We start from the raw sequence: 23,038 nt of genomic DNA on the forward strand, positions 1-23,038 counted from the left end.
TTTTCACGACAGTATCCTACAGCCTCTTTCTAGGATTCCCTAGGCGAACCGACCTGCGGGTCCGCCTTGGATGAGCCGCCCGCCCCTGGCGCCAGCGAGACCTGGAAACGGCAACCGTGCGGCAAGGTTGCCGTGAGCGTGACGCGCCAACCCTGGTCGTCACAGATCCGCTGCACCAGCGACAAGCCCAGGCCCAAGCCTTCGCCCCGGCGTTCGTCGCCGCGCACGAACGGCCGGAACATGGCTTCGCGCTGTTCTTCCGGAATACCGACACCGCTGTCCTCGACGCTGAAGCCATCAGGTTCCAGGCTCAAGCGTATGTAGCCGTGGTCGGTATAGTGCGCGGCGTTGCGCAACAGGTTGCCCATCACCGACTGCAGGAAGGTCGCGTTGTAGAGTACCGGGCTGGCGCTGACCCGACCGTCGTAGTAGAGCGTGAGGCCTTTCTGCTCGATGGTGTCTCGCCACACTCCGATCAGGTCATCCGCCACTTCCCGAAGGCTTGCCCGCGAAGCCACCGCGCCTTCGTCGCGCTGGGCCCTGGCCAGCATCAGGAAAGTCTTGACCAGTTCACGCATCTCTTCGGTGGCACGGGCGATACGCTCCACCTGGGTCCGCGCCCGGCTGTCCAGGGCAGGGTTTTCCAGCAGCAGTTCGCAGGATGTCGCCAAGACCATCAGCGGCGTGCGCAACTCGTGACTCACGTCGCTGGTGAACAGACGCTCCCGGGTCAAAGCATCGCGCAGGCGACCGAGCGTGTCATCGAAGGCCGCGGCCAGTTGCCCGACTTCATCGGCCGCGTAGTCGGGCGCCAGGGGCGGGGCCAGGCCGAGCAACTGGTCGCGGTGACGAACCTGGCGGGCCAGGCGGATCACCGGCGCCATCACCCGCCGCGCCAGGACCCAGCCGAGGAACACGGCCAGGGCCAGGCTGAGCACGAAGCCCACCAAGACCACGGCGAACAGTACCCGCTCACGCTCCTCGAAGTCGCTCTGGTCTTGCAACAGGACATAGTGTCGACCGTCGACCACCTCGACCATCGCGTGGTAGGACAGCTGATCGCGGAACACCTCGTGGAAGCCGGGGCGCAGATGTTCCAGGTCTCTGGGCAGGGCAAAGTCGTCGCGCCCGCCACTGAAGTAGAACAGTTGGTCCGGGCGCGGCCGGTGGCTCCAGTCGCTGATGCTGTCCATGCGCAGCAGGCGCTGCAAGTCGCCGCCAAGCACCGCCGAGATCAGACGTTCTTCCACCAGGTGGACGGTAGCGACGATGCCGAAGGCGAAGGCACCTGCCACCAGAGCGCTCATCAGGGCAAAGGCGATGATGATGCGCTGGGCAAGGCTCTGCTTAAACTCCATCGCGACCCTCGGCGAGGCGATAGCCGACGCCATGGACGGTATGCAGCAACGGTTTCTCGAAAGGCTTGTCGATCACCTGGCGCAGCTGGTGGACATGGCTGCGCAGGCTGTCGCTGTCCGGGCAGTCATCGCCCCACAAGGCCTCCTCCAGCACTTCGCGACGCAACACGTGTGGGCTTTTCTGCATCAGCACGGCCAGCAGCTTGAGGCCGACAGGGTTGAGCTTGAGCGGACGGCCTTCGCGGCTGACTTCCAGGGTGTCGAGGTCATAGCTCAGGTCGGCCACCTGCAGTACCCGGCGCCCGCCGCCCTGGGCTCGACGCAGCACTGCCTCGATGCGTGCGGCCAGTTCCGACAGGGCGAAGGGCTTGAGCAGGTAATCGTCGGCGCCGGAGCGAAAGCCCTGCAGGCGGTCATCGAGCTGATCACGAGCGGTCAGCATGATCACCGGCGTATCGCGACGGGCATCTTCGCGCAGGCGCTTGCACAAGGTGTAGCCGTCGATGCCGGGCAGCATGATGTCGAGCACGATCAGGTCATAGTGCTCGGTGGCCGCCAGGTGCAGGCCAGACAGCCCATCCTGGGCGCAATCGACGGTGTAGCCCTTCATGCCGAGGTAGTCGGCCAGGTTGGCGAGAATATCGCGGTTGTCTTCAACCAGTAGGATGCGCATCGGGGGTCTCCTGTGCGGCGCATGTTGGTCTGCGCGGCAGGCGCAGCTTAAGTGCTTCGCGGGAAGGGCTCAAGCGGCGGACAAAAAGAAGCCCCGCACGAGGCGGGGCTTCTTCGCTACAGCGGGGGGTGAAGGCTGGCTTACATCATGCCGCCCATGCCACCCATGCCACCCATGTCTGGCATGCCGCCAGCAGCTGGCTTGTCTTCCGGCAGGTCGGCGACCATGGCTTCGGTGGTGATCATCAGACCACCGATCGAAGCGGCTGCCTGCAGGGCCGAACGAGTGACCTTGGCTGGATCGAGGATACCCATCTCGATCATGTCGCCGTACTCACCGGTAGCAGCGTTGTAGCCGTAGTTGCCCGAACCCTGCTTGACCTTGTCGGCCACCACGCTCGGCTCGTCGCCGGCGTTGGCAGTGATCTGGCGCAGCGGCGCTTCGACAGCGCGGCGCAGCAGCGAGATACCGACGTTCTGGTCTTCGTTGTCGCCCTTGAGGTCGACGATGGCAGCCAGTGCGCGAACCAGCGCGACACCACCGCCAGGCACCACGCCTTCTTCGACGGCCGCACGAGTAGCGTGCAGGGCGTCTTCGACGCGAGCCTTCTTCTCTTTCATCTCGACTTCGGTGCCAGCACCGACCTTGATCACGGCAACGCCACCGGCCAGCTTGGCCAGGCGCTCTTGCAGCTTCTCGCGGTCGTAGTCGGAGGAAGTCTCTTCGATCTGGGCACGGATCTGCTTGATGCGTGCATCGATGTCGGCATCGGCGCCAGCGCCGTCGATGACGGTGGTGTTTTCCTTGGACAGGACGACGCGCTTGGCGTTACCCAGGTGCTCCAGGGTAGCCGATTCCAGGCTCAGGCCGATTTCCTCGGAAATCACGGTACCGCCGGTCAGGATGGCGATGTCCTGCAGCATGGCCTTGCGGCGATCGCCGAAGCCAGGCGCCTTGACCGCGGCGACCTTGACGATGCCACGCATGTTGTTGACGACCAGGGTAGCCAGGGCTTCGCCCTCGACGTCCTCGGCGACGATCAGCAGCGGACGGCCGGCCTTGGCGACGGCTTCCAGGACAGGCAGCAGTTCGCGGATGTTCGAGATCTTCTTGTCGACCAGCAGCAGCAGCGGGCTGTCCAGCTCGGCCACCATGGTGTCCGGCTTGTTGACGAAGTAAGGCGACAGGTAGCCACGGTCGAACTGCATGCCTTCCACGACAGACAGTTCGTTTTCCAGGCCCGAGCCTTCCTCGACGGTGATGACGCCTTCCTTGCCGACCTTGTCCATGGCTTCGGCGATGATGTCACCGATGGAGCTGTCGGAGTTGGCCGAGATGGTGCCGACCTGGGCGATGGCACGGGAATCGGCGCATGGCTTGGACAGGTTCTTCAGCTCGGCGACGACGGCCGCGGTGGCCTTGTCGATGCCGCGCTTGAGGTCCATCGGGTTCATGCCGGCCGCGACGGCCTTGAGGCCTTCGTTGACAATGGCCTGGGCCAGGACGGTAGCGGTGGTGGTGCCGTCACCGGCAGCATCGTTGGCCTTGGAAGCGACTTCCTTGACCAGCTGGGCGCCCATGTTCTCGAAGGCGTCCTTCAGTTCGATTTCCTTGGCGACGGAAACGCCGTCCTTGGTGATGGTCGGCGCGCCGAAGCTCTTGGCCAGGACCACGTTGCGGCCTTTCGGGCCCAGGGTCGCCTTGACCGCGTCAGCCAGGACATTGACACCAACGAGCATTTTCTTGCGGGCGGAATCGCCGAATTTTACGTCTTTAGCAGCCATGATCGTTCAATCCTTAATTCTTCGAGTAACTGGAAACCGGGGAATCAAGCTTCGACGACAGCGAGGATCTCGTTCTCGCTCATCACCAGCAGGTCTTCACCGTCGACTTTCACGGTGTTGCTGCCCGAGTAAGGGCCGAAAACAACCTTGTCACCCACCTTCACGGCCAGCGCACGCACTTCACCGCTGTCCAGGATGCGACCGGTACCTACCGCGACCACTTCGCCACGGTTTGGTTTTTCAGCGGCCGAACCCGGCAGGACGATACCGCCAGCGGTTTTCGATTCTTCTTCGCTGCGACGGATGACGACGCGGTCATGCAGAGGACGAAGCTTCATTGTCGATCTCTCCCAATTGTGGTTTTCATCGGCCGGTATCGAAACCGGCGGGTTGATGCTTTCCGGCGCTGCCGGTAGTGGCCCGCCAGGGCGAACCACCTGTGTAATGTCCGGTGGAAACCACCGGAAACCTTGCGGTGACCCATACATGAGGTCGTCGGAATCAATTACAAGGCTTGGGCGAGAAATTTTTTTCGCTTCTTCTGCCCCCAGAACGGAAACGGCCCCTTGCGGGGCCGCTTGCGGATCTGCCAGGCATGCCTAGCGAGGATCGCGGCGCTGGTATTCGCCTTCGATGACATTGGGGCGCTGACCACCCTCCTGCGGCCGACCGGCCAGTGGATCGTCGCGAAACGCCCGCTGGCGCATCGCCTGGGCTTCGGCGCGCTGACGCAGCTTGCGCGCGATCAGGCGGCGCGTGAACGGCAGCAGGCACAGCAGGCCGAGCACATCGCTGATGAAGCCCGGGATCAGCAACAGCACACCAGCAAGGGCCATCATCAGGCCCTGGAACATGTCCTCGGCGGGGAGCTCGCCACGCTGCAGGCTTTCACGCGTACGCAAGGCCGTCGCCAGGCCAGCCAGGCGCATCACCAGGATGCCCAGGGCGGAACCGGCAATGACCAGCAGCAGCGCCGGGAAGAAACCAATGGCGGCACTGACCTTGACGAAGACGAAAAGCTCCAGCACCGGAAAAATCAGAAACAGCAATAGAAAAGCACGCATCGAGGGTTCCTCTGCGGAAGACAACCTTCCAGTAGACCTCAGATGGATGCGATCAATCGCTATTTCAACCTGCCGGCTGCATCGCGAGCGGCCAGCGTTCGGCCCGAGCCAGCGCTACCAAGGCTTCGCGCACTTGTGTCGGCGTGTTGCAAGGCGCCGGGAACGCCAGCCAGTGAATGCCCTGGCCGATGCGCAGGTGCATGCCTTCCTCGTCGATCCCGACCATCCGTGCCGGGGCCGAGCGCGGCAGGCCGGTCAGTTCCACGTAGTGCGCAATGGCATCGGCATGATCGCGGTTCATGTGCTCGATCATGCCAGCCTCGATCTTTCCGGCGAACGGGTTGGCCAGGGTCGCCTGGTCCAGCCAGTGGATGGCGCCGAAACCGCCAATGTAGCGATGCCGCACTGGGTCGAGCACCCAGAAGTCGAAGTCGTGGGCCTCGTGGTAGCCGGCCGCCTCGGGAAAGTAGCGGTAATAGCGTTCGGCAGCCGCCTCGACGGCCGTCTCGTCCGTCAGCCTGCGCGCCTGCGCCATCACGGTCAGGCGCCCTACCGCCTGGACATCCTCCGCGTCACGCTCGCCCACCAGCAAGGAACACTTGGCATCGGCCAGCAGGTTGTGGGTGTGCTGGGCGATGCGGCTGATGAGAATCAGCGGATGCCCCTCGGCATCCAGGCAATACGGCACCACGGAGCCGAACGGATAACCGGGCATCGACCTGGAGTGGGTCGACAGCACCCCGCGATATTCCTTGAGCAGAAGTTCGCGGGCGGGGCGAAGGGCTTTGACGCTCATGACGGTCTCCTGGAGGCATGGCTCTGCAAGCTGGGCGATGATCGCCGCGGCATGCTGCATCTGCAACCTTTTTCGGCGCTCGTGCGCTCCAACCGTCATCGCGCTCTGCTTGTAACCCGTCGCTTGCGGGACGAAGGGCCGCGGGCCCTACCAGGTGACCCCGAAACCGGCCGTGTAGCGAGTCTTGTCCAGGTCGCTGTCGCTGGTGCCGGCGATGATGTCCTTCTCCGCCTTGAGGTTCAGCGAGGCCCACTCGGTGACCTTGTAGCGCAAGCCGAGCTCGGCATCGAGCGAGTAGTCGGCGACATTGCCCAGAGGCTTGCCGAGCTCGCCATTGGTGAACAGCTCGACGGTCTTGCCGATCAGGTAGCGGTTGTAGTCCCACTTGACCGCCGCGGAATAGAAGTTGTCCTTGCCGCCATCAGCGTATTCGTAGTCGGTGCGGTTGAGCAGCCCGCCAAGGGAGAACGCACCCAGCTCGTCGTCCCAGAACTGGTAGCCCGGGCCGGTACCGACGGTACGCTGGCGAGCCAGATCCTCGATGTGGTCGCGCTTGTATTCCAGGCGCCCCTGCCAGAACCACTGCTCGGTGATGAAACGATCGAGCGCGTATTCGGCGCTCCAGTTGTTGGTGGTGGTGACGTCGTCCTTGGTCTCGCGGTTGTACTCGCCCTCGGCGTTGTGGCGCCAGCGACCGTGACGCGCGGTGGTCTTGAAACTGACGTCATAGTCGTCCGTGTCGTTCTCGGCACGCTTGTAGTCCAGCGCCACGTCGACGTTGCCTTTCCACATCAAGTCCTCGACCACCGGCTTTGGCTTCATGATCTGCTGGATGCTGGCCAGTTCCACGGTCTTGGGCGACTCGCCGTTGGCCAGGGTGACCTTGCCAGGTTCGGCAGCGCTCAACGACTTGGCTTTCTCCCCGGTATAGGCGTCCTGCTTGACCAGCAGCTGCTGGTCGCTCTCCAAGGTCTTGACCTGCTTCCAGTCAAGGGCGATGGCCCCGCCGTACGGCGTTTCGAGCAACAACTTGCCGCCATCGAAAACCTTGATCTTGCCACTGAGCTTGTCACCGTTCTTCATCCAGACGGTGTCGGCAAGGGCGCAAGGAGCGAAGGCAACAGCGGCAACACACAACAACACTCTAGAATGCATAGGAAGACTACAGGTTCGGTTCCAGGAAAAAGACGGGCATTATCCAGCTACCCATGACCAGAGCAAGGACAGACCCAGCAGATGCCATCGAGTTCCATTCTCACCCTGCCTTCACTTGACCTGCCCAATCCCTTTTTCGACGGAAACGCCTGATGCCCGGCGCAGCCACGCTCACAGCCGAGCAGCGAGAGGCCCGACGAACGGCATTGTTCTCGGTGCTGGGACAGGTGCCGCCGGGCAAGGTGGTGAGCTACGGCCAGCTTGCCGAACTGGCGGGGCTGGGCCCGGTGGCACGCTGGGTCGGACGAACCCTGGGCCAGCTTCCCGAGGACACCCGCCTGCCCTGGCATCGGGTGCTGGGTGCTGGCGGCCGGCTATGCCTGGCGCCAGGTACGCCGTCCGGCGAGGAACAGCGTGCCCGGCTTCGCGCCGAAGGGGTTGGCGTGCAGGATAATCGTGTGGATATGTCACGCCATGGCTGGCGTCCGATGGAGCACAGCGGTTAGAGTGCGCGCTTTGTTTTCGCAACCTTGAGGCAGATGTTGGCCCATGCCCCGTAAAACCTGGCGCGCTGCGCTCGCTGCCTATGCCAGCCCGTCGACCTTGGTGTTGCTGCTGCTTGGATTCGCTGCCGGATTGCCGTACATGCTGGTGTTCTCCACCCTGTCGGTGTGGCTGCGCGAGGCAGGCGTGGCCCGCGAGACCATCGGCTATGCCAGCCTGATCGGCCTGGCGTATGCCTTCAAGTGGGTATGGTCGCCGCTGCTCGACCAATGGCGCCTGCCGCTGCTCGGCGGGCTGGGCAGGCGTCGTTCATGGCTGCTGCTGTCGCAGGTGCTGGTCGTGGCGGGCCTGATCGGCATGGGCCTGTGCGATCCGCAGAAACATCTGTCCTGGCTGATCGCGCTGGCAGTGCTGGTGGCCTTCGCCTCGGCCACCCAGGACATCGCCGTGGACGCCTACCGCCTGGAAATCGCCGATGACCAGCGCCAGGCCGCGCTGGCTGCCAGCTACATGGCCGGCTATCGGATCGCTGCCCTGCTGGCCACGGCCGGCGCGCTGTTCTTCGCCGAATGGTTCGGCTCCACCGGCTTCAGCTACCTGCATCAGGCCTGGACCGGCACCTACGTGCTGTTCGGCCTGATGATGCTGCCGGCGGTCTTCACCACCCTGGTGATGCGCGAACCACCGGTGCCGTTGCGCACCCAGCTTTCGGCCGCGCGTTATGGCCTGGGCCACCAGCTGGCTTCGGTATTCGTGCTGATCATCCTGCTGGTTTCGGTACCCGCGATGTTCACCCAACTGTTCAATACCGATTGGGGCAGCATGGTGTTCGGCGGTGCGACGCCGCTGGACCTGCTGCTCGAGGACAGGGCGTTCCTGCGTGCGATTCTCTACACCAGCCTGACCTGGGCTTGCCTGTCGTCGATGGGCCGTCGCGGCCTGGCGCCGGTGCTGACCCCGGTCAACGACTTCATCGTGCGCTACCGCTGGCAGGCCCTGCTGCTGCTCGGGCTGATTGCCACCTACCGCATGTCGGACACGGTCATGGGCGTGATGGCCAATGTCTTCTACATCGACCAGGGCTTCACCAAGGACCAGATCGCCAGCGTGAGCAAGATCTTCGGCCTGATCATGACCTTGCTCGGCGCTGGCGCCGGCGGCCTGCTGATCGTGCGCTTCGGCATCCTGCCGATCCTGTTCATCGGGGGCGCGGCTTCCGCGGCGACCAACATCCTGTTCCTGATGCTGGCCGACATGGGACCGAACCTGCAGATGCTGGTACTGACCATCTCCCTGGACAACTTCAGCTCGGGCCTGGCCACCTCGGCCTTCGTCGCCTACCTGTCGAGCCTGACCAACCTGAAGTTCTCGGCCACCCAGTACGCCCTGCTCAGCTCGATCATGCTGCTGCTGCCGCGCCTGATCGGCGGCTACTCGGGCGTGATGGTCGAGAAGGTCGGCTATCACAACTTCTTCCTCATCACCGCCTTGCTGGGCGTGCCGACCTTGGTGCTGATCGCCCTGCACTGGCGGCAGGAGGCCAGTGGTGGCAAGCAGGCGCCAGAGCAGCCCGCCGCCGATCGACCTTGAAACGGCTCGATGGCTACCCTTCGGTAGCCATCGAGCCACCATGCGCTGCGTCGGCGATCACCCGCCACAGTGGCCACAAGGCAAGCGCCCCCGCCACCCCGGCGATCACGGCGAAATGCAGCAGGCTCGCGCCTGCGCCCAACATGGCCAGCAGCACGCCACCGAGCCCCAGCAAGGCGATGGTGATCATGCCCAGCATCGCCGAGACCAGCCCCTTGCTCTGCTGGCTGGAAAACAAGGTCATGCGGTACAGCACGGCATTGGCCACGCCCAGGCCCAGCGCATACAGGGACAGGCCAGCCACCAGGCTCGGCACTGCCTGCCAGTACCAGGTCGCCACGACCATCAGGGCCAGCCCCAGCAGGTAGGGCCATAGCGCGCCTCGCACCAACCGATGCAGTGGATAGCGGTCGGCGATGCGGTTGATGATCAGGTTGCCGAGAATCAGCCCGGCGAATACCGGCAACTGCCACAAGGCATACGCCATGGTGCTCAAGCCCTCGTCGTGAATGAGCAGGACCGGTGACAGCCCGATCCAGCCGATCAGCGGCAAGCTCACCAAGCCAAGCGCCGCGCTGCCGGCGACGAAACGTCCGTTGCTCAGCAGACGACCATAGCCTTGCAGCAACGGTATCAGCTGGATCGGCGTGAACGGCAGGCGCGAGCCATCGCGGCGCTGCACGCCGAGGGTTTCCGGCATCAGCCGATACAGTGCCAGCCAGACGCCGGTAGCGCCCACGGCGAATGCCACGAACAGCCAGCGCCAATCCAGCCACTGCAACATCAGGGTACCGACCAGCGGCCCGAGCAGGGGCGAGAGCAAGGCGATATTGGCCAGCAGCGCCATCATCCGCACGGCATCGGCTTCGCTGAAGGCCTCGTTCAAGGCCGGATAACTCACCGTGACCACGAAGCCCAGGCCGATGCCCTGGAGCAGACGCAAGGCATTGAACAGGCCGATGTCATGCGTCCAATAGGTCGCCAGGCACGCCGCGCCGAAGAACGCGCAGCCCGTCAGCAACAAGGGTCGTCGTCCATAGCGGTCGGCCAGCGGGCCGATCAGCCATTGCAGGACCACGCCGCCGAGCAGGTACAGGTTCAGCGCATGGGGAATGTATTCGGGGCTGGCCTGCAGGTCGGTGACGACCACCGGCATGGCTGGCATGACGGCGTCGCTGGCCAGGTAGGTCAACAGTTCGAACAGGGCCAGGATCAAGCCAAAGGCAAGCGCCCTGGCGGGCGTAATGTGGAGAAGAGGGGTCATGATGGACTTCGGATAACGGACAGAGTCAGGCGGTATGCCGGAAAAGCCGGCCCTGGACCCGACGATCATGGCGAGACAGGGCGCGGCGCGGCAAAGCGTGCGCCCAACCAAGGCACAAAGCAACCGGCTTGACGGAATCGAGCTGCGCGTCGTGTCCCGCGGTCATCCGCAGCCCCGCCTGCCCCACCAGGAGCGCCCCTGATGAAGCCTGCGGATCCGGTCTACTGAGCCGCCGGTTCCTGCACCACACGAACCACCCGCTGCGGGAACGGGATGTCGATACCCTCGGCGCGCAGACGGTCGCGGGCCTGCTCGTTGAGCATGAACATCAGACTCCAGTAGTCGGGTGTCTTGACCCAGACACGCAGCGACACCGTGATCGAACTGTCGCCAAGCTGCGATACCACCGCCGCCGGGGCAGGATCAGGCAGCACACGCGGATCCTTGGCCAGATCGAGCAGCACCTGGCGGGCCTTTTGCAGGTCGGCGTCATAATCGACGCCCACATCGAACACCACCTGACGGGTGGGCTGGCGGTTGTAGTTGGTGATGATGCCGTTGGACAGGCTGCCGTTGGGCACGATCACGGTCTTGTTGTCACCGGTGCGCAGCACGGTATGGAAGATCTGGATGCTGTCGACGGTACCGCTGACACCTTGCGCCTCGATCCAGTCGCCCAGGCGAAACGGCCTGAACAGCAAGATCAGCACGCCACCGGCGAAGTTCGCCAGGCTGCCCTGCAAGGCCAGGCCGATGGCCAGGCCGGCAGCACCGATGGCGGCGACGAAGGAGGTCGTCTCGATGCCGATCATCGAGGCCACGCTGACCATGAGCAGGATCTTCAGGATGATATTGGCCAGGGTGCTGGTGAAACCCTGCAAGGCCGGATCGGGGTGGCGCAAGCTGACCAGCCGGCCCAGGCGCACGCTCAGCCTGTTGATGATCCACCAGCCTATGGCAAGCGTCACCAACGCCAGCAGCAGGCGGCTGCCGTACTGCACTATCAGGGGGATCCAGTTCTGCGAGGTGCGGACCAGATGATCGACTTCAGCGTTCAAATCCATGGACATCTCCCGGAGCCAATTGGCAGGAACAGGTAAATCAGGCCGCCAATGTTCAGGCGGCCTCGGGAAGCGGTGGACCCTGGCGCCCCGCTCAAGGTTCCTGCCAGGCCAGGTCAGTCGCGGAAGTTGTTGTACTGCAGGGGCATCTCGAAATCGGTACCGCGCAGCATGGCGATGGCTTCTTGCAGGTCGTCACGTTTCTTGCCGGTGATGCGTACCTGCTCGCCCTGGATGGCGGCCTGCACCTTGAGCTTGGCATCCTTCACCTTGGCCACGATCTTCTTGGCCAGTTCCTTGTCGATGCCCTCGCGGAACAGCGCTTCCTGCTTCATTTCCTTGCCGGACTGGTAGGCGTCCTTGACTTCCAGGCACTTGACGTCGATCTTGCGCTTGACCAGCGCCAGCTTGAGGATCTCGATCATCGCCTCGAGCTGGAACTCGGCCTCGGCAGTCAGCAGGACGGTCTTTTCCTTTTCCTTGAACTCGAAACTGCCCTTGCCCTTGAGGTCATAGCGGCGATCGAGTTCCTTGATGGCATTGTCCACGGCGTTCTGCACTTCGTGCTTGTCCAGTTCCGATACCACGTCGAACGAAGGCATGGTTGTTCTCCAGAATGACAGCGCGCCCGTTGGCGGATCCATGAGGTCCGACCGTGACGATGGAGCGCGTCGGGATTGAGGGTTAAGATGACCGCTCATTATAACGGTTGCGAAACGCAGATGAGCAGCACCTGGCATATTCTCGGCGCCGGTAGCCTCGGCACGCTCTGGGCCTGCCGCCTGGCTCGGGCCGGCAAGGCAGTACGCCTGATCCTGCGGGACCAGCGGCGGCTGCACGCCTATGAGGCCGCGGGTGGTCTGACCTTGGTGGAACAGGGCCGACCCAGCCAGTACGCGATCCCGGCCGAAACCGCCAGCGCCGAGGGGCCGATCCATCGCCTGCTGCTGGCATGCAAGGCCTACGACGCGGCCCCGGCGGCCGAGCGCCTGGCCCACAGGCTGGCCGACGGGGCGCAGGTGGTACTGCTGCAGAATGGCCTGGGCAGCCAGGACGAGGTCGCCGGGCAGGTGCGGCATGTCCGCTGCATCCTGGCATCGAGTACCGAAGGTGCCTATCGCGAAGACGCGTGGCGCGTGCAGTTCGCCGGGCATGGCTTCAACTGGCTGGGCGACCCGGCCAACCCGGCCGTACCGCCATGGTTCGACGAGCTGCGCGAAGCCGGCATTCCCGCCGATTGGACGGTGGACATACTGGCCCGACTGTGGCGCAAGCTGGCACTCAATTGCGCGATCAATCCGCTGACCGTATTGCACGACTGTCGTAATGGCCAGCTGCAGGCGCATCCCTGCGCGGTCGCCACGCTCTGCGAGGAACTGGCCGAGTTGCTGCGCAGCTGCGGCCAGCCGCTGGCCGCCGAGGGTCTGCACGAGGACGTGCAGCGGGTCATCCAGGCCACCGCGGCCAATTACTCCTCGATGCATCAGGATGTCCAGCAAGGGCGGCGCACGGAGATCCATTACCTGCTCGGCCATGCCTGTCGCAGCGCGGCGCGTCACGGGCTGGTCCTGCCCCACCTGGAACGGCTGCAGCGCCAGCTGGTCGATACCCTGCAAGCACGAGGACTGCCCGGCGACTGATGCCAGCACGACCTTGACCTTCCACCTGAACGCGGATGTCGCCTCGCCCATGACCCTGCGCCAACGCCTGGAAAACCTCCCGGTCGGCCAGAAGCTGCTGGCCGCCCTGCTGGTGCTGCTGGTCACCATCCTGCTGGTGGCCAACCTGAGCTTCATCAGCGCCGCCTACTGGATCACCCAGGAGAGCATGGCGCCCCAGGCTTTGCAGACCATTGGCAGGTTGATCGCCAACCCTCGCCTGTCGGCCAACGCCGGGGACTCCCCTCAGGCAGCCACGGCTTTGCTTGACGAGCTGAGCAGCTATTCGCCGCTGCGTGCCTCGGCCGTGTATGGCAGCGACGGGCGCCTGCTCGCCCAGTTGCAACATGGCGACCCGTTGGCCTTGCCCAAGCGCTACCGCGACATCGAAACCTGGCGCATGACGGAATTCCGCAGCACCCAGCTGATACGCCTGCCTCGCTCCGGCGGCCCGCCCGCACACCTGCTGCTGGTGGCCAGCAGCGAACTGCCGACGGCCTTCTACACCGGAACGCTGACCGCCAGCCTGGGGATCCTGCTCTTCAGCATCCTGCTCTGGCTGATGATCGCCCGGCAGATCAAGCGACTGATCACCCAGCCGATCAACCAGCTGGAGGAGCTGAGTCGCCAGGTGACTCGCGAGGAAAGCTACGCGCTGCGCGCCCAGCGTGGCAACGACGACGAGATCGGCAGCCTTGCCGAGGCCTTCAATACCATGCTCTCGCGCATGGAAGCCCGCGAGCAGCAGCTCAAGCGTGCTCGCGACGAATTCCAGTCGGCCTATGACCAGGCCCAGGGCTTGGCCGAGGAAACCCGCCACACCAACCGCAAGCTGGAGCTGGAAGTCCAGGTACGCAGCAAGATGGAGAAGAAGCTCACGGGCTTCCAGAACTACCTCAACAGCATCATCGACTCCATGCCTTCGGCGCTGATCGCGCTCGACGAGCAACTTTATGTCACGCAATGGAACCAGGAAGCCACGGCGCTTTCCGGTACGCCACTGGACGAGGCCCTGAACCAGCCCGTGTTCATCGCCTTCGAGCCGCTGCGGCCGTTCCTGCCGCAGCTCAAGACCAGCGTGGAAAAACACCAGGTCGCCAAGATCGAACGGGTGACCTGGTACAAGGCCGGCGAGCCGCGTCACTACGCCCTGACCTTCTATCCGCTTACCGGCGGGGGTGGACGCGGCGTGGTGATCCGCATCGATGACATCACCCAGCGCCTGTCGCTGGAAGAGATGATGGTGCAGTCCGAGAAGATGCTTTCCGTGGGCGGCCTGGCCGCGGGCATGGCGCACGAGATCAACAACCCGCTCGGGGCCATCCTGCACAACGTCCAGAACATTCGCCGACGGCTGTCCGTCGACCTGCCACGCAACCAGGACCAGGCGCGCGAACTGGGTATCGACCTCGATGACGTCAACCGCTACCTCCAGGGCCGGGAGGTACCGCAACTGCTCGACGGCATCCAGCAAGCGGGCAGCCGAGCGGCCAGGATCGTCACCCATATGCTCAGCTTCAGTCGCCGTAGCGATCGCCAACTGACGCCTTGCGAGCTGCCGGCACTGATCGACCAGGCGGTGGAAATCGCCGGAAACGACTTCGATCTGAGCATCGGCTTCGACTTTCGTGGGCAGGCCATCGTGCGCCAGTTCGATCCACGACTCGGGCCGGTGCCCTGTACCGCCAACGAACTGGAGCAAGTGCTGCTCAACCTGTTGAAGAACGCGGCCCAGGCGATCCACCAACGCCCCGAGGGCAGCGAGCCAGGTCGGATCATCCTGCGTACCCGGCTGAACTCCCCATGGGCGGAGATCCAGGTGGAGGACAATGGCATCGGCATGTCCGAAGCAGTCCGCAAGCGCACGTTCGAACCCTTCTTCACCACCAAGGAAATCGGCCAGGGCACCGGACTGGGCCTGTCGGTGTCGTATTTCATCATCACCAACAACCACAAGGGGCAGATGGAGGTCCAGTCGACTCCTGGCCAGGGCACCTGCTTCACCCTGCGCCTGCCCCTTGCCCAGACGGCGCCGGAGCCGGCCGCCAAGGAGCGATGACATGGGCTTTCGCCTGTCGAAGATCTATACCCGCACGGGAGACAAGGGCGAGACCGGCCTGGGCGATGGCCGCCGAGTCCCCAAGGACCACCCGCGCATCGAGGCCATCGGCGAGGTGGATAGCCTGAACAGTCAGCTGGGACTATTGCTGGCTGGCCTGGCCGAGCAGGGGCTGGACGAGCTGAGCGAAGTCATCGCACCTTGCCAGCACCGCCTGTTCGACCTCGGCGGCGAACTGGCGATGCCCAGCTACCAAGCGCTCGACCAGCAGGAGATCGAACGTCTGGAAGCGACCATCGACCAGTGGAACGAAGAGCTGGGACCGCTGGAGAACTTCATCCTGCCCAGTGGCTCGGCCCTGGTCGCCCAGGCGCACATATGTCGCAGCCTGGCCCGCAGCGCCGAACGGCGCTGCCAGCAGCTCAACGCGGTGGAACCATTGAGCGGCGTGGGCCTGGCCTACATCAATCGGCTGTCGGACCTGCTGTTCGTGGCCGCTCGGATCATCGGGCGGCGTCAGGGCGTGGCCGAGGTTCTGTGGCAGGCCGCTCTCCGGCCGGACGGGGGAAATGCCTGAGGCAAATACCCGCCGCTGGCGCTGAAAGCACGGCCCCGTGCGGGAACCGCCGCAGCCGGGGCGCCGAACCGGCCGCGATGGCTCGCAACGCGGGCCCAGAATGCGCCCGGCGGGCACCGTTGGCGGAGCACCTGTCTTTCAAAGCCTGTCAGATCCTGAGGCCGTTCCACGGGGACCGATCAATCGGTGCCTGTCCCCTACCCCTCGGCGCCAGGCCAGAAGGCCCGAATCCCAGCCACGCCCTGGGCACCTGCCTGCCAGGCACGCTCGCGCTGCGCGGGCCCTACTCCACCGAGCAGGAAGACCGGATGGGTGAACCCTTCGATCAGCCGGGCCGCCTGCTCCCACCCCAGCGGCGCGGCTTCGGGATGGGTCTGGGTAGCCTGTACCGGGGAGAGCGTGACGAAATCCACGCCCATCTGCCGGGCCAGGGCCAGCTCCTCGGCATCGTGACAGGAAGCGGCCAGCCAGCGATCGGCCGGGAATGGCCGCCCCTTGGCGGCGTACTGGCGCAGCTGCCGGGCAGTCAGGTGCCAACCGGCGGCAGGAAAATCGCCGAGCCATTCCAGCGGTCCCTTGAGCATCAGTTGCGCCTTGCCGGCACACAGGCCCACCGCGTCCACGGCAATATCGCGGTATTTCGGATCGTACATGTCCGGCGCACGCAGCTGGATGAGCTTGCAACCGCCTGCCACCGCCTTGCGGATTCCTTGCAGCAATTGCGCGACTTCCAGGCCATCCGGCGTGATCAGGTACTGGTCCGGCAGCCGGGCAGCGGCGACGATCGGCTTGTTGGCTTCGGGAAAGGCATGCTCGGCAAGCTCCTTGGGCAAGACCCAGGCAAGCGGCTGCCCTTCTGCCCCATGGGGCTCGCCTTCGAAGGCATCGACCTCCAGTACATCCAGCAATACCTGCTTGTCGGGATAATCGTGACTGACCTTGATCAGCGGCCGCGACCGGGTAACCTCGATGCCCAGTTCCTCACGCAGTTCACGCCTGAGCGCGCACGCCACGGTTTCGCCCGCTTCCACCTTGCCACCGGGAAACTCCCAGAGCCCACCCTGATGCTGGGTTTCGGCGCGTCGCGCAATCAGGATCCGCCCATCGCCCCTGCGGATGACGGCTGCTGCCACATGGACCCGCTTCACCCGGCACGCTCCGCCAGGCCAGCCTGGCGCCACGCCTGGAAGGCCGGCCACTGATAGAGGGTCTCGATGTACGCCGCGGCATGCGAGGGAACCGCTACCCGATAGGTTCGCAGCCGCACGGCCACCGGGGCGAAGAAGGCATCGGCCAGGCTGGGCCTGCCGAACAGGAAAGGCCCGGGCTCCTTGGCCACCAGCCGACATTCGGCCCAGAGCGCGACGATACGGTCGATATCGACCTGGACATCCAGTGGCATGTGTTCCAGCGCCTGGTCATGCGCCAGGTCGAACGGCATGTGTTCGCGCAGCGCGGCGAAACCGCTGTGCATCTGCGCGCAGGCGGAACGTGCCTGGGCGCGCGCGGCAATGTCGGCGGGCCACAGCTGGGCCTGGGGATGACGCTCTGCCAGGTACTCGGCGATCGCCAGGGAGTCGGCGATGGTGCCGTGCTCGGTCTTGAGAAGCGGAACCTTGCCGGTGGCCGAGTGTTCGAGCAGTCGCCTGCGGGTGTCGGGTTGGCGCAGCTTGATCAGCGTCTCCAGGTACGGCACGCCGGCCAATTCAAGGGCCAGGGCGCCACGTAGCGACCAGGAAGAGTACCGCTTGTCGCCGATGATAAGGTGGTAGCTCATGTTCGGCTCCATCGATTCGAGGATGAGGCATGAGGCCTTGCGGCCTTGGCGCCCGTGCGTCGCGACGGCGAATGCATGACGACGAACGGGCCCACTGGCGGATCAGGTCCGGTATTCGGCGTTGATCTTCACATATTCGTGCGACAGGTCGGTGGTCCAGATGGTTTCGCTGCAGTGGCCGCGCCCGAGGTCGATGCGGATGGTGATTTCCTCCTGGGCCATCACCGCTGCGCCCTGCGCCTCGGTATAGCTTGGGCTGCGGCCGCCCTTGCTGGCAATGCACACGTCGCCCAGGTAGACATCGATCAGGCTGACGTCGAGCTCGGCGACACCGGCCCGTCCGACCGCCGCGAGGATACGCCCCCAGTTGGGATCGGAAGCGAACAGCGCCGTCTTGATCAGCGGTGAATGAGCCACGGCATAGCCGACATCCAGACACTCCTGATGGTTGCCGCCGCCGTTGACCTGCACGGTGACGAACTTGGTGGCGCCTTCGCCGTCACGCACGATGGCCTGGGCAACCTCCATGCAGACGTCGAACACGGCCTGTTTCAGTGCATCGAACAGCGCGCCGCTGGCTTCGGTGATTTCAGGCACGTCGGCCTTGCCCGTGGCGATCAGCATGCAGCAGTCGTTGGTCGAGGTATCGCCATCGATGGTGATGCGGTTGAAAGACTTGTTGGCGCTGTCGAGCAGCAGGTCCTTGAGCACCGCAGGGGCGACCTTGGCGTCGGTGGCGATGTAGCCAAGCATGGTGGCCATGTTCGGGCGAATCATGCCCGCGCCCTTGCTGATGCCGGTGACGGTGATGGTCACGCCATCGTGCTGGAACTGACGGCTGGCACCCTTGGGCAAGGTGTCGGTCGTCATGATGCCGCTGGCGGCATCGGCCCAGTTGTCTTCCGACAGGTCGTCCAGCGCTGCCTGCAGGGCGCCTTCGATCTTCTCGACAGGCAACGGCTCGCCGATCACGCCGGTCGAGAACGGCAGCACCGCATTGGCATCCACGCCGGCCAGCTCGGCCAACCTGGCGCAGGTGCGCTCGGCGGCGGCGAGGCCCGCCGCCCCGGTGCCGGCGTTGGCGTTGCCGGTGTTGGTCAGCAGGTAGCGAACCGGTCCATGCACACGTTGCCTGGCCAGGATCACCGGCGCTGCGCAGAACGCATTGAGGGTGAACACGCCGGCAACGCTTGAGCCTTCGGCGCAGCGCATGACGACCACGTCCTTGCGTCCGGGACGCTTGATACCCGCCGAAGCGATGCCCAGTTCGAAACCGGCAACCGGATGCAAGGTAGGCAGGGGACCGAGACCAACAGCCATGAAAACGCTCCTAGGTGAATGTACCGTACAAGGTACGGCGAAGCTTGAGATGGAACGACGCCGCGAAGGCCAGGACCTTCGCGGCGCGGTATTTCAGTGTTCAGCGCAGGGCGAGGAGCGGTCCGATCACTCGATCTGACCGTGGCAGTGCTTGAACTTCTTGCCCGAACCGCACCAGCAAGGCTCGTTGCGCCCCAGCTTCTGCTCGTTGCGTGCCGGCGCCGCTGCCCCGGCGACTTGCGCCGCAGGTTCGGCGGCCTCTTGCTCGGCCTCCAGGCCCGGCGCGTCGGCATGCTGGAACTGCATGCGGCTGGCCAGCTCCTCGGCTTCGCGACGCAGGCGAGCTTCCTCCTCGGCCGGATCCTCGCGACGCACCTGGACATGTGACAACACGCGGATCGCGTCGCGCTTGATGGAGTCGAGCAGTTCCTGGAACAGGGTGAACGACTCGCGCTTGTACTCCTGCTTCGGGTTCTTCTGCGCATAGCCACGCAGGTGGATGCCGTGGCGCAGGTGGTCCATGGTCGACAGATGGTCCTTCCACAGGTCGTCCAGCACGCGCAGCAGGATCTGCTTCTCGAAGGTACGCAGGGCTTGCTCGCCGGCCTGGTCCTCTTTCTCGGTGTAGGCCGCGGTGATCTCGGCGAGCAGCTTCTCGCGCAGGGTTTCCTCGTAGAGGTGATCATCCTCGTCGAGCCACTGCTGGATCGGCAGCTTCATGGCGAAATCGCTGGCCAGCGCAGCTTCCAGGCCGGCCACGTCCCACTGCTCGGGCAGCGATTGTGGCGGAATGTGCTGGCTGATGGTGGCATCGAGCACTTCCTTGCGGAACTCGGCAATGGTGTCGCCGATGTTGTCCGCCGCCAGCAGGCTGTTGCGCATGTGGTAGATCACCTTGCGCTGTTCGTTGGCGACATCGTCGTACTCGAGCAACTGCTTGCGGATGTCGAAGTTGCGCCCTTCGACCTTGCGCTGGGCCTTCTCGATGGCGTTGGTGACCATGCGGTGCTCGATGGCCTCGCCCGACTGCATCCCCAGCGCCTTCATGAAGTTCTTCACCCGATCGGAGGCGAAGATGCGCATCAGGCTGTCTTCCAGCGAGAGGTAGAACCGGCTTGAGCCTGGATCGCCCTGGCGACCGGCACGACCACGCAGCTGGTTGTCGATGCGCCGCGACTCATGACGCTCGGAGGCGATCACGTGCAGGCCACCGGCCTCGATGACCTGCTGGTGACGCTTCTGCCAGTCGGCCTTGATCTGGGCGATCTGCTCGGCGCTCGGGTCGTCCAGGGCTGCCACTTCGGCTTCCCAGTTGCCGCCCAGCAGGATGTCGGTACCGCGACCGGCCATGTTGGTAGCGATGGTCAGGGCGCCCGGACGACCGGCCTGGGCGATGATCTCGGCTTCCTTCTCGTGGTACTTGGCGTTGAGCACCTTGTGCTCGATGCCTTCCTTCACGAGCAGGTTGGACATGTGCTCGGAGGTCTCGATGGTCGCGGTACCGACCAGTACCGGCCGGCCCTGGGCCAGACTTTCCTTGATGTCGGTGATGATCGCCGCGTACTTCTCGTCGGCGGTGAGGTAGACCAGGTCGTTGAAGTCCTTGCGCGCCAGCGGCTTGTTCGGCGGAATGACCATCACGTTGAGGTTGTAGATCTGGGCGAACTCGAACGCCTCGGTATCGGCGGTACCGGTCATGCCGGACAGCTTGGTGTAGAGGCGGAAATAGTTCTGGAAGGTGGTCGAGGCCAGGGTCTGGCTTTCGGCCTGGATGTTGAGGTTTTCCTTGGCCTCGATGGCCTGGTGCAGACCTTCGGAGAGACGGCGGCCCGGCATGGTGCGGCCGGTGTGCTCGTCGATCAGCAGTACCTGGCCGTCCTGGACGATGTATTCGACGTTGCGATGGAACAGCTTGTGGGCACGCAGGCCAGCATAAACGTGGGTCAGCAGCCCGAGGTTGTGCGCCGAGTAGAGGCTCTCGCCCTCGGCGAGCAGCCCGGCCTGGGTCAGCATTTCCTCGATGAACTGGTGGCCGGCCTCGTTGAGCTCGACCTGGCGGCTCTTTTCGTCGATGGTGTAGTGGCCTTCCTGGGTGACCTGGCCTTCGACTTCCTCGACGTGCTGCTTCAGGCGCGGAATCAGGCGGTTGATCTCGGTATACAGCTTGGAGCTATCCTCGGCCTGGCCGGAGATGATCAGCGGGGTTCGCGCCTCGTCGATCAGAATGGAGTCGACCTCGTCGATCACGGCGAAGTTGAGTTCACGCTGGAACTTCTCTTCCTGGCTGAAGGCCATGTTGTCGCGCAGGTAGTCGAAGCCGAACTCGTTGTTGGTACCGTAGGTGATGTCCGCGGCATAGGCAGCGCGCTTGTCTTCCGGCGGCTGGAAGGCCGAGACCACGCCCACGCTCAGGCCCAGGAACTCGTAGAGCGGACGCATCCAGTTGGCGTCGCGGCGGGCCAGGTAGTCGTTGACGGTAACCACGTGGACGCCCTTGCCGGACAAGGCGTTGAGGTACACGGCCAGGGTCGCGACCAGGGTCTTGCCCTCACCGGTACGCATTTCCGCGATCATGCCCTCGTGCAGGGTCATGCCGCCGATCAGCTGCACATCGAAGTGGCGCATGCCCATGATGCGCTTGCCGGCCTCACGGGCCACGGCGAAGGCTTCGGGCAGCAGTTGGTCGAGGGTCTCGCCTTTGGCCAGGCGCTCCTTGAACTCTGCGGTCTTGCCACGCAGCTGCTCGTCGGACAGGGCCACCATCTTCTCTTCGAAGGCATTGACGATATTCACCGTCTTGAGCATGCGTTTGACTTCACGCTCGTTCTTGCTTCCAAAAAGTTTCTTTAACAAAGGCGCAAACATATCGGCAGGATCTTCCACACGTGGGGATGGAGGGCGGCCCCGTGAGTCGCCCGTGCAGCCAGAGGCCGCATGCGAACGAGCATTCTACCCGGAAACGTTGGTGAGGAAAGCGGTGGATTTCCACGGTGCTGGCACAGCGCTTTGACGGGGCTTTTCTAAGATAGGGGCGTTTCGGACAAGTTCAAGGTTGGGCGGCGCGAGCCGCGAGCGGCAAGCTACGACCGATCGTGGCGATCTGGCCAGCGGCGTCGGTCCTGAGCCTTGGTGTCGCGGGTCCACGCGGCTCGATCCGCTTGTGGCATGGGGTGTGGGGCGGGACGGACGTTGAATCTGGTAGACTGGTCACCCTGCAATTTCCGGTCTTTGCGCATGGCCTACAAGCCCTCGCCAGCCCGACCGCCCGCCGACCTGTTGCGCGGCGCTCGTGCGCTCAAGCTGCTGCTCAACCAGGCCCAACGCCTGGCGCATTTGCAACGCCTGCTGGAAAGCCAGTTGCAACCGGCTGCCCGGGGGCATTGCCATGTGGCGTCCTGGCGTGACGGGGTATTGTTGCTGGTGGTCACCGACGGTCACTGGGCAACGCGCCTGCGCTACCAGCAGAAACGCCTGCAGCGTCAATTGCAGACGCTGGAAGCCTTCGGCAACCTGCAACGGATCCTGTTCAAGGTGCAACCACCACTGGTACCGGCACGCCACGCCGGCCACGCCGTGACCTTGTCGACGGATGCCGCGCAGAGTATCCGTGATTCTGCCGAAGGAATCGCCGACCCGAAACTGCGTGGGGCACTGGAGCGATTGGCCAGCCATACCCATGGCCCAGAGAAAAGCTGAATACTAGCGATAACAGCTTTTATGAGGCAGCTCCGTACGAAAAGAGATATCGCAAACACCGCATGGAGCAAGCCAGCGAGTTCTTGCGCTGTTCTGCCTGGGTGTTGCTTGGGGCATTCCGATTGAAGCGTAGATTTTGTCAGCGCGTACCGTTTGTGGTGCTTTGGCTTAACCGGGAGAACGCTTGGATGCAGGGCCCGGGCCTTGATCGACCCGGCAGCTTGAAAGATGCGCAGATTGTGCGAGAATTGTGCATGGCAAGTGCAATCTGAATGGAGGCCATCCATGCCCAGCAAAGCCGTATTGGAGCTTCGCCCCACCAATTTCGCGGGCTTGATGGACGCTCTCAAAGAGGTGAACCGTGTGATGTTCTCCCCTGAGCGCTTCCTCAAGGTTTTTTCGATGGACCAGCAAACCTTGGCGCTTCGGGCCCATGTCCATCGCAATACCGTGCGCAACGCGCCTGAATCGGAAAAGGTCCAAGCCTACATTCGTGACTCTGTGAAGGTTCTGCGTGCAGTGACCGACATGGGCACGGACGTGACGAATGCCATCTTCTGGTTTAAGAATGAGCCTCTTTCCACGTTCAACTACAAGACCGCAGAGGAAGTGGTTAGCGAAGGAAAAACCGAGCAACTGATCGCTTTCCTTCAGTCCTGGGGAGCTGGTGCCCAAGGATGAAAATCATCGGTGTGCAGGACC

At 64.0% G+C, this 23,038-nt stretch carries 21 protein-coding genes; 7 read left to right on the forward strand and 14 right to left on the reverse strand.

All coding sequences use genetic code 11. The annotated features are described in order from the left end of the window. Positions 1-29 precede the first annotated feature (29 nt). The 7 genes from ACY8GK_RS11600 to ACY8GK_RS11630 form a co-directional block, all read right to left on the reverse strand. Positions 30-1,358: a sensor histidine kinase gene (locus tag ACY8GK_RS11600; RefSeq protein ID WP_196177230.1), complete on the reverse strand. Its 1,329-nt coding sequence runs from the start codon at positions 1,356-1,358 to the stop codon at positions 30-32. Continuing rightward, entirely contained in the window at positions 1,348-2,031 is a 684-nt protein-coding gene (colR, locus tag ACY8GK_RS11605) for a two-component system response regulator ColR (protein ID WP_196177228.1), read from the reverse strand. Before colR ends, ACY8GK_RS11600 begins: the two co-directional genes overlap by 11 nt. A gap of 140 nt (positions 2,032-2,171) precedes the next feature. Further along, positions 2,172-3,815, reverse strand: coding sequence for a chaperonin GroEL (gene groL, locus ACY8GK_RS11610; RefSeq protein ID WP_196177226.1), 1,644 nt, complete (start codon positions 3,813-3,815; stop codon positions 2,172-2,174). Positions 3,816-3,859: 44 nt separating this feature from the next. Then, positions 3,860-4,153, reverse strand: a complete 294-nt coding sequence (locus ACY8GK_RS11615) for a co-chaperone GroES (RefSeq protein WP_196177224.1) — start codon at positions 4,151-4,153, stop codon at positions 3,860-3,862. A 261-nt stretch (positions 4,154-4,414) separates the two neighbouring features. Further along, entirely contained in the window at positions 4,415-4,879 is a 465-nt protein-coding gene (locus ACY8GK_RS11620; RefSeq protein WP_196177222.1) for an FxsA family protein, read from the reverse strand. A 64-nt stretch (positions 4,880-4,943) separates the two neighbouring features. After that, positions 4,944-5,675: a HugZ family pyridoxamine 5'-phosphate oxidase gene (locus tag ACY8GK_RS11625; RefSeq protein ID WP_196177220.1), complete on the reverse strand. Its 732-nt coding sequence runs from the start codon at positions 5,673-5,675 to the stop codon at positions 4,944-4,946. A gap of 147 nt (positions 5,676-5,822) precedes the next feature. Then, positions 5,823-6,830, reverse strand: coding sequence for a DUF481 domain-containing protein (locus tag ACY8GK_RS11630; RefSeq protein WP_462401318.1), 1,008 nt, complete (start codon positions 6,828-6,830; stop codon positions 5,823-5,825). Positions 6,831-6,982: 152 nt separating this feature from the next. Here ACY8GK_RS11630 and ACY8GK_RS11635 point away from each other — a divergent pair, with 152 nt between their 5' ends. Both ACY8GK_RS11635 and ACY8GK_RS11640 read left to right on the forward strand, forming a co-directional pair. Continuing rightward, positions 6,983-7,336 (forward strand): MGMT family protein, encoded by a 354-nt coding sequence (locus ACY8GK_RS11635; protein WP_196177216.1) that lies wholly within the window; start codon positions 6,983-6,985, stop codon positions 7,334-7,336. Positions 7,337-7,379: 43 nt separating this feature from the next. Continuing rightward, the gene (locus tag ACY8GK_RS11640; protein ID WP_196177214.1) at positions 7,380-8,924 is read left to right on the forward strand and encodes an AmpG family muropeptide MFS transporter; all 1,545 of its coding nucleotides are present in this window, start codon (positions 7,380-7,382) and stop codon (positions 8,922-8,924) included. A gap of 13 nt (positions 8,925-8,937) precedes the next feature. Here ACY8GK_RS11640 and ACY8GK_RS11645 read toward each other — a convergent pair whose 3' ends face one another. From ACY8GK_RS11645 to ACY8GK_RS11655, 3 genes are all read right to left on the reverse strand, one after another. Continuing rightward, positions 8,938-10,188, reverse strand: a complete 1,251-nt coding sequence (locus ACY8GK_RS11645; RefSeq protein ID WP_196177212.1) for an MFS transporter — start codon at positions 10,186-10,188, stop codon at positions 8,938-8,940. Positions 10,189-10,409: 221 nt separating this feature from the next. Then, complete coding sequence (locus tag ACY8GK_RS11650) at positions 10,410-11,252, reverse strand: mechanosensitive ion channel family protein (RefSeq protein ID WP_196177210.1); 843 nt, start codon at positions 11,250-11,252, stop codon at positions 10,410-10,412. 113 nt (positions 11,253-11,365) lie between these two features. After that, positions 11,366-11,851 (reverse strand): YajQ family cyclic di-GMP-binding protein, encoded by a 486-nt coding sequence (locus ACY8GK_RS11655; protein ID WP_196177208.1) that lies wholly within the window; start codon positions 11,849-11,851, stop codon positions 11,366-11,368. A 120-nt stretch (positions 11,852-11,971) separates the two neighbouring features. Here ACY8GK_RS11655 and ACY8GK_RS11660 point away from each other — a divergent pair, with 120 nt between their 5' ends. Genes ACY8GK_RS11660 through ACY8GK_RS11670 form a run of 3 tightly spaced genes read left to right on the forward strand, consistent with a single transcriptional unit; the run spans position 11,972 to position 15,543 of the window. After that, the gene (locus ACY8GK_RS11660; protein ID WP_196177206.1) at positions 11,972-12,889 is read left to right on the forward strand and encodes a putative 2-dehydropantoate 2-reductase; all 918 of its coding nucleotides are present in this window, start codon (positions 11,972-11,974) and stop codon (positions 12,887-12,889) included. Between the two features lie 49 nt (positions 12,890-12,938). Next, entirely contained in the window at positions 12,939-14,966 is a 2,028-nt protein-coding gene (locus ACY8GK_RS11665) for a sensor histidine kinase (RefSeq protein ID WP_462401319.1), read from the forward strand. Position 14,967: 1 nt separating this feature from the next. Next, positions 14,968-15,543 carry a cob(I)yrinic acid a,c-diamide adenosyltransferase gene (locus tag ACY8GK_RS11670; RefSeq protein WP_196177202.1) on the forward strand — a complete coding sequence of 192 codons (576 nt, stop codon included), beginning with the start codon at positions 14,968-14,970 and terminating at the stop codon, positions 15,541-15,543. A gap of 197 nt (positions 15,544-15,740) precedes the next feature. Here the strand turns inward: ACY8GK_RS11670 and ACY8GK_RS11675 are convergent, their stop codons facing one another. From ACY8GK_RS11675 to secA, 4 genes are all read right to left on the reverse strand, one after another. After that, positions 15,741-16,691 (reverse strand): Nudix family hydrolase, encoded by a 951-nt coding sequence (locus tag ACY8GK_RS11675; protein ID WP_196177200.1) that lies wholly within the window; start codon positions 16,689-16,691, stop codon positions 15,741-15,743. Beyond that, a complete protein-coding gene (locus ACY8GK_RS11680; protein ID WP_196177198.1) occupies positions 16,688-17,320 on the reverse strand; it encodes a glutathione S-transferase family protein in 633 nt (210 codons plus the stop codon). Before ACY8GK_RS11680 ends, ACY8GK_RS11675 begins: the two co-directional genes overlap by 4 nt. 102 nt (positions 17,321-17,422) lie before the next feature. Continuing rightward, complete coding sequence (gene argJ, locus ACY8GK_RS11685) at positions 17,423-18,640, reverse strand: bifunctional glutamate N-acetyltransferase/amino-acid acetyltransferase ArgJ (protein WP_196177196.1); 1,218 nt, start codon at positions 18,638-18,640, stop codon at positions 17,423-17,425. 126 nt (positions 18,641-18,766) lie between these two features. Then, positions 18,767-21,505, reverse strand: a complete 2,739-nt coding sequence (secA, locus tag ACY8GK_RS11690) for a preprotein translocase subunit SecA (protein WP_462401320.1) — start codon at positions 21,503-21,505, stop codon at positions 18,767-18,769. Positions 21,506-21,874: 369 nt separating this feature from the next. Between secA and ACY8GK_RS11695 the strand changes: the two genes are divergently transcribed. Further along, positions 21,875-22,336 (forward strand): DUF721 domain-containing protein, encoded by a 462-nt coding sequence (locus tag ACY8GK_RS11695; RefSeq protein WP_196177192.1) that lies wholly within the window; start codon positions 21,875-21,877, stop codon positions 22,334-22,336. A gap of 285 nt (positions 22,337-22,621) precedes the next feature. Beyond that, positions 22,622-23,017 carry a DUF2384 domain-containing protein gene (locus ACY8GK_RS11700; RefSeq protein WP_196177190.1) on the forward strand — a complete coding sequence of 132 codons (396 nt, stop codon included), beginning with the start codon at positions 22,622-22,624 and terminating at the stop codon, positions 23,015-23,017. Positions 23,018-23,038 lie beyond the last annotated feature (21 nt).

The sequence above is a fragment of the Pseudomonas sp. Marseille-QA0332 genome (assembly GCF_054950175.1).

Excerpts from the sequence above, each read along its gene's own strand:
- ACY8GK_RS11620 (WP_196177222.1), bottom strand. The coding sequence starts at position 4,879 with ATGCGTGCTTTTCTATTGCTGTTTCTGATTTTTCCGGTGCTGGAGCTT.
- secA (WP_462401320.1), bottom strand. The coding sequence starts at position 21,505 with ATGTTTGCGCCTTTGTTAAAGAAACTTTTTGGAAGCAAGAACGAGCGT.
- colR (WP_196177228.1), bottom strand. The coding sequence starts at position 2,031 with ATGCGCATCCTACTGGTTGAAGACAACCGCGATATTCTCGCCAACCTG.
- ACY8GK_RS11625 (WP_196177220.1), bottom strand. The coding sequence starts at position 5,675 with ATGAGCGTCAAAGCCCTTCGCCCCGCCCGCGAACTTCTGCTCAAGGAA.
- ACY8GK_RS11615 (WP_196177224.1), bottom strand. The coding sequence starts at position 4,153 with ATGAAGCTTCGTCCTCTGCATGACCGCGTCGTCATCCGTCGCAGCGAA.
- ACY8GK_RS11660 (WP_196177206.1), top strand. The coding sequence starts at position 11,972 with ATGAGCAGCACCTGGCATATTCTCGGCGCCGGTAGCCTCGGCACGCTC.
- argJ (WP_196177196.1), bottom strand. The coding sequence starts at position 18,640 with ATGGCTGTTGGTCTCGGTCCCCTGCCTACCTTGCATCCGGTTGCCGGT.
- ACY8GK_RS11670 (WP_196177202.1), top strand. The coding sequence starts at position 14,968 with ATGGGCTTTCGCCTGTCGAAGATCTATACCCGCACGGGAGACAAGGGC.
- ACY8GK_RS11600 (WP_196177230.1), bottom strand. The coding sequence starts at position 1,358 with ATGGAGTTTAAGCAGAGCCTTGCCCAGCGCATCATCATCGCCTTTGCC.
- ACY8GK_RS11640 (WP_196177214.1), top strand. The coding sequence starts at position 7,380 with ATGCCCCGTAAAACCTGGCGCGCTGCGCTCGCTGCCTATGCCAGCCCG.
- ACY8GK_RS11665 (WP_462401319.1), top strand. The coding sequence starts at position 12,939 with ATGACCCTGCGCCAACGCCTGGAAAACCTCCCGGTCGGCCAGAAGCTG.
- ACY8GK_RS11630 (WP_462401318.1), bottom strand. The coding sequence starts at position 6,830 with ATGCATTCTAGAGTGTTGTTGTGTGTTGCCGCTGTTGCCTTCGCTCCT.
- ACY8GK_RS11650 (WP_196177210.1), bottom strand. The coding sequence starts at position 11,252 with ATGGATTTGAACGCTGAAGTCGATCATCTGGTCCGCACCTCGCAGAAC.
- ACY8GK_RS11635 (WP_196177216.1), top strand. The coding sequence starts at position 6,983 with ATGCCCGGCGCAGCCACGCTCACAGCCGAGCAGCGAGAGGCCCGACGA.
- ACY8GK_RS11695 (WP_196177192.1), top strand. The coding sequence starts at position 21,875 with ATGGCCTACAAGCCCTCGCCAGCCCGACCGCCCGCCGACCTGTTGCGC.
- groL (WP_196177226.1), bottom strand. The coding sequence starts at position 3,815 with ATGGCTGCTAAAGACGTAAAATTCGGCGATTCCGCCCGCAAGAAAATG.
- ACY8GK_RS11655 (WP_196177208.1), bottom strand. The coding sequence starts at position 11,851 with ATGCCTTCGTTCGACGTGGTATCGGAACTGGACAAGCACGAAGTGCAG.
- ACY8GK_RS11680 (WP_196177198.1), bottom strand. The coding sequence starts at position 17,320 with ATGAGCTACCACCTTATCATCGGCGACAAGCGGTACTCTTCCTGGTCG.
- ACY8GK_RS11700 (WP_196177190.1), top strand. The coding sequence starts at position 22,622 with ATGCCCAGCAAAGCCGTATTGGAGCTTCGCCCCACCAATTTCGCGGGC.
- ACY8GK_RS11645 (WP_196177212.1), bottom strand. The coding sequence starts at position 10,188 with ATGACCCCTCTTCTCCACATTACGCCCGCCAGGGCGCTTGCCTTTGGC.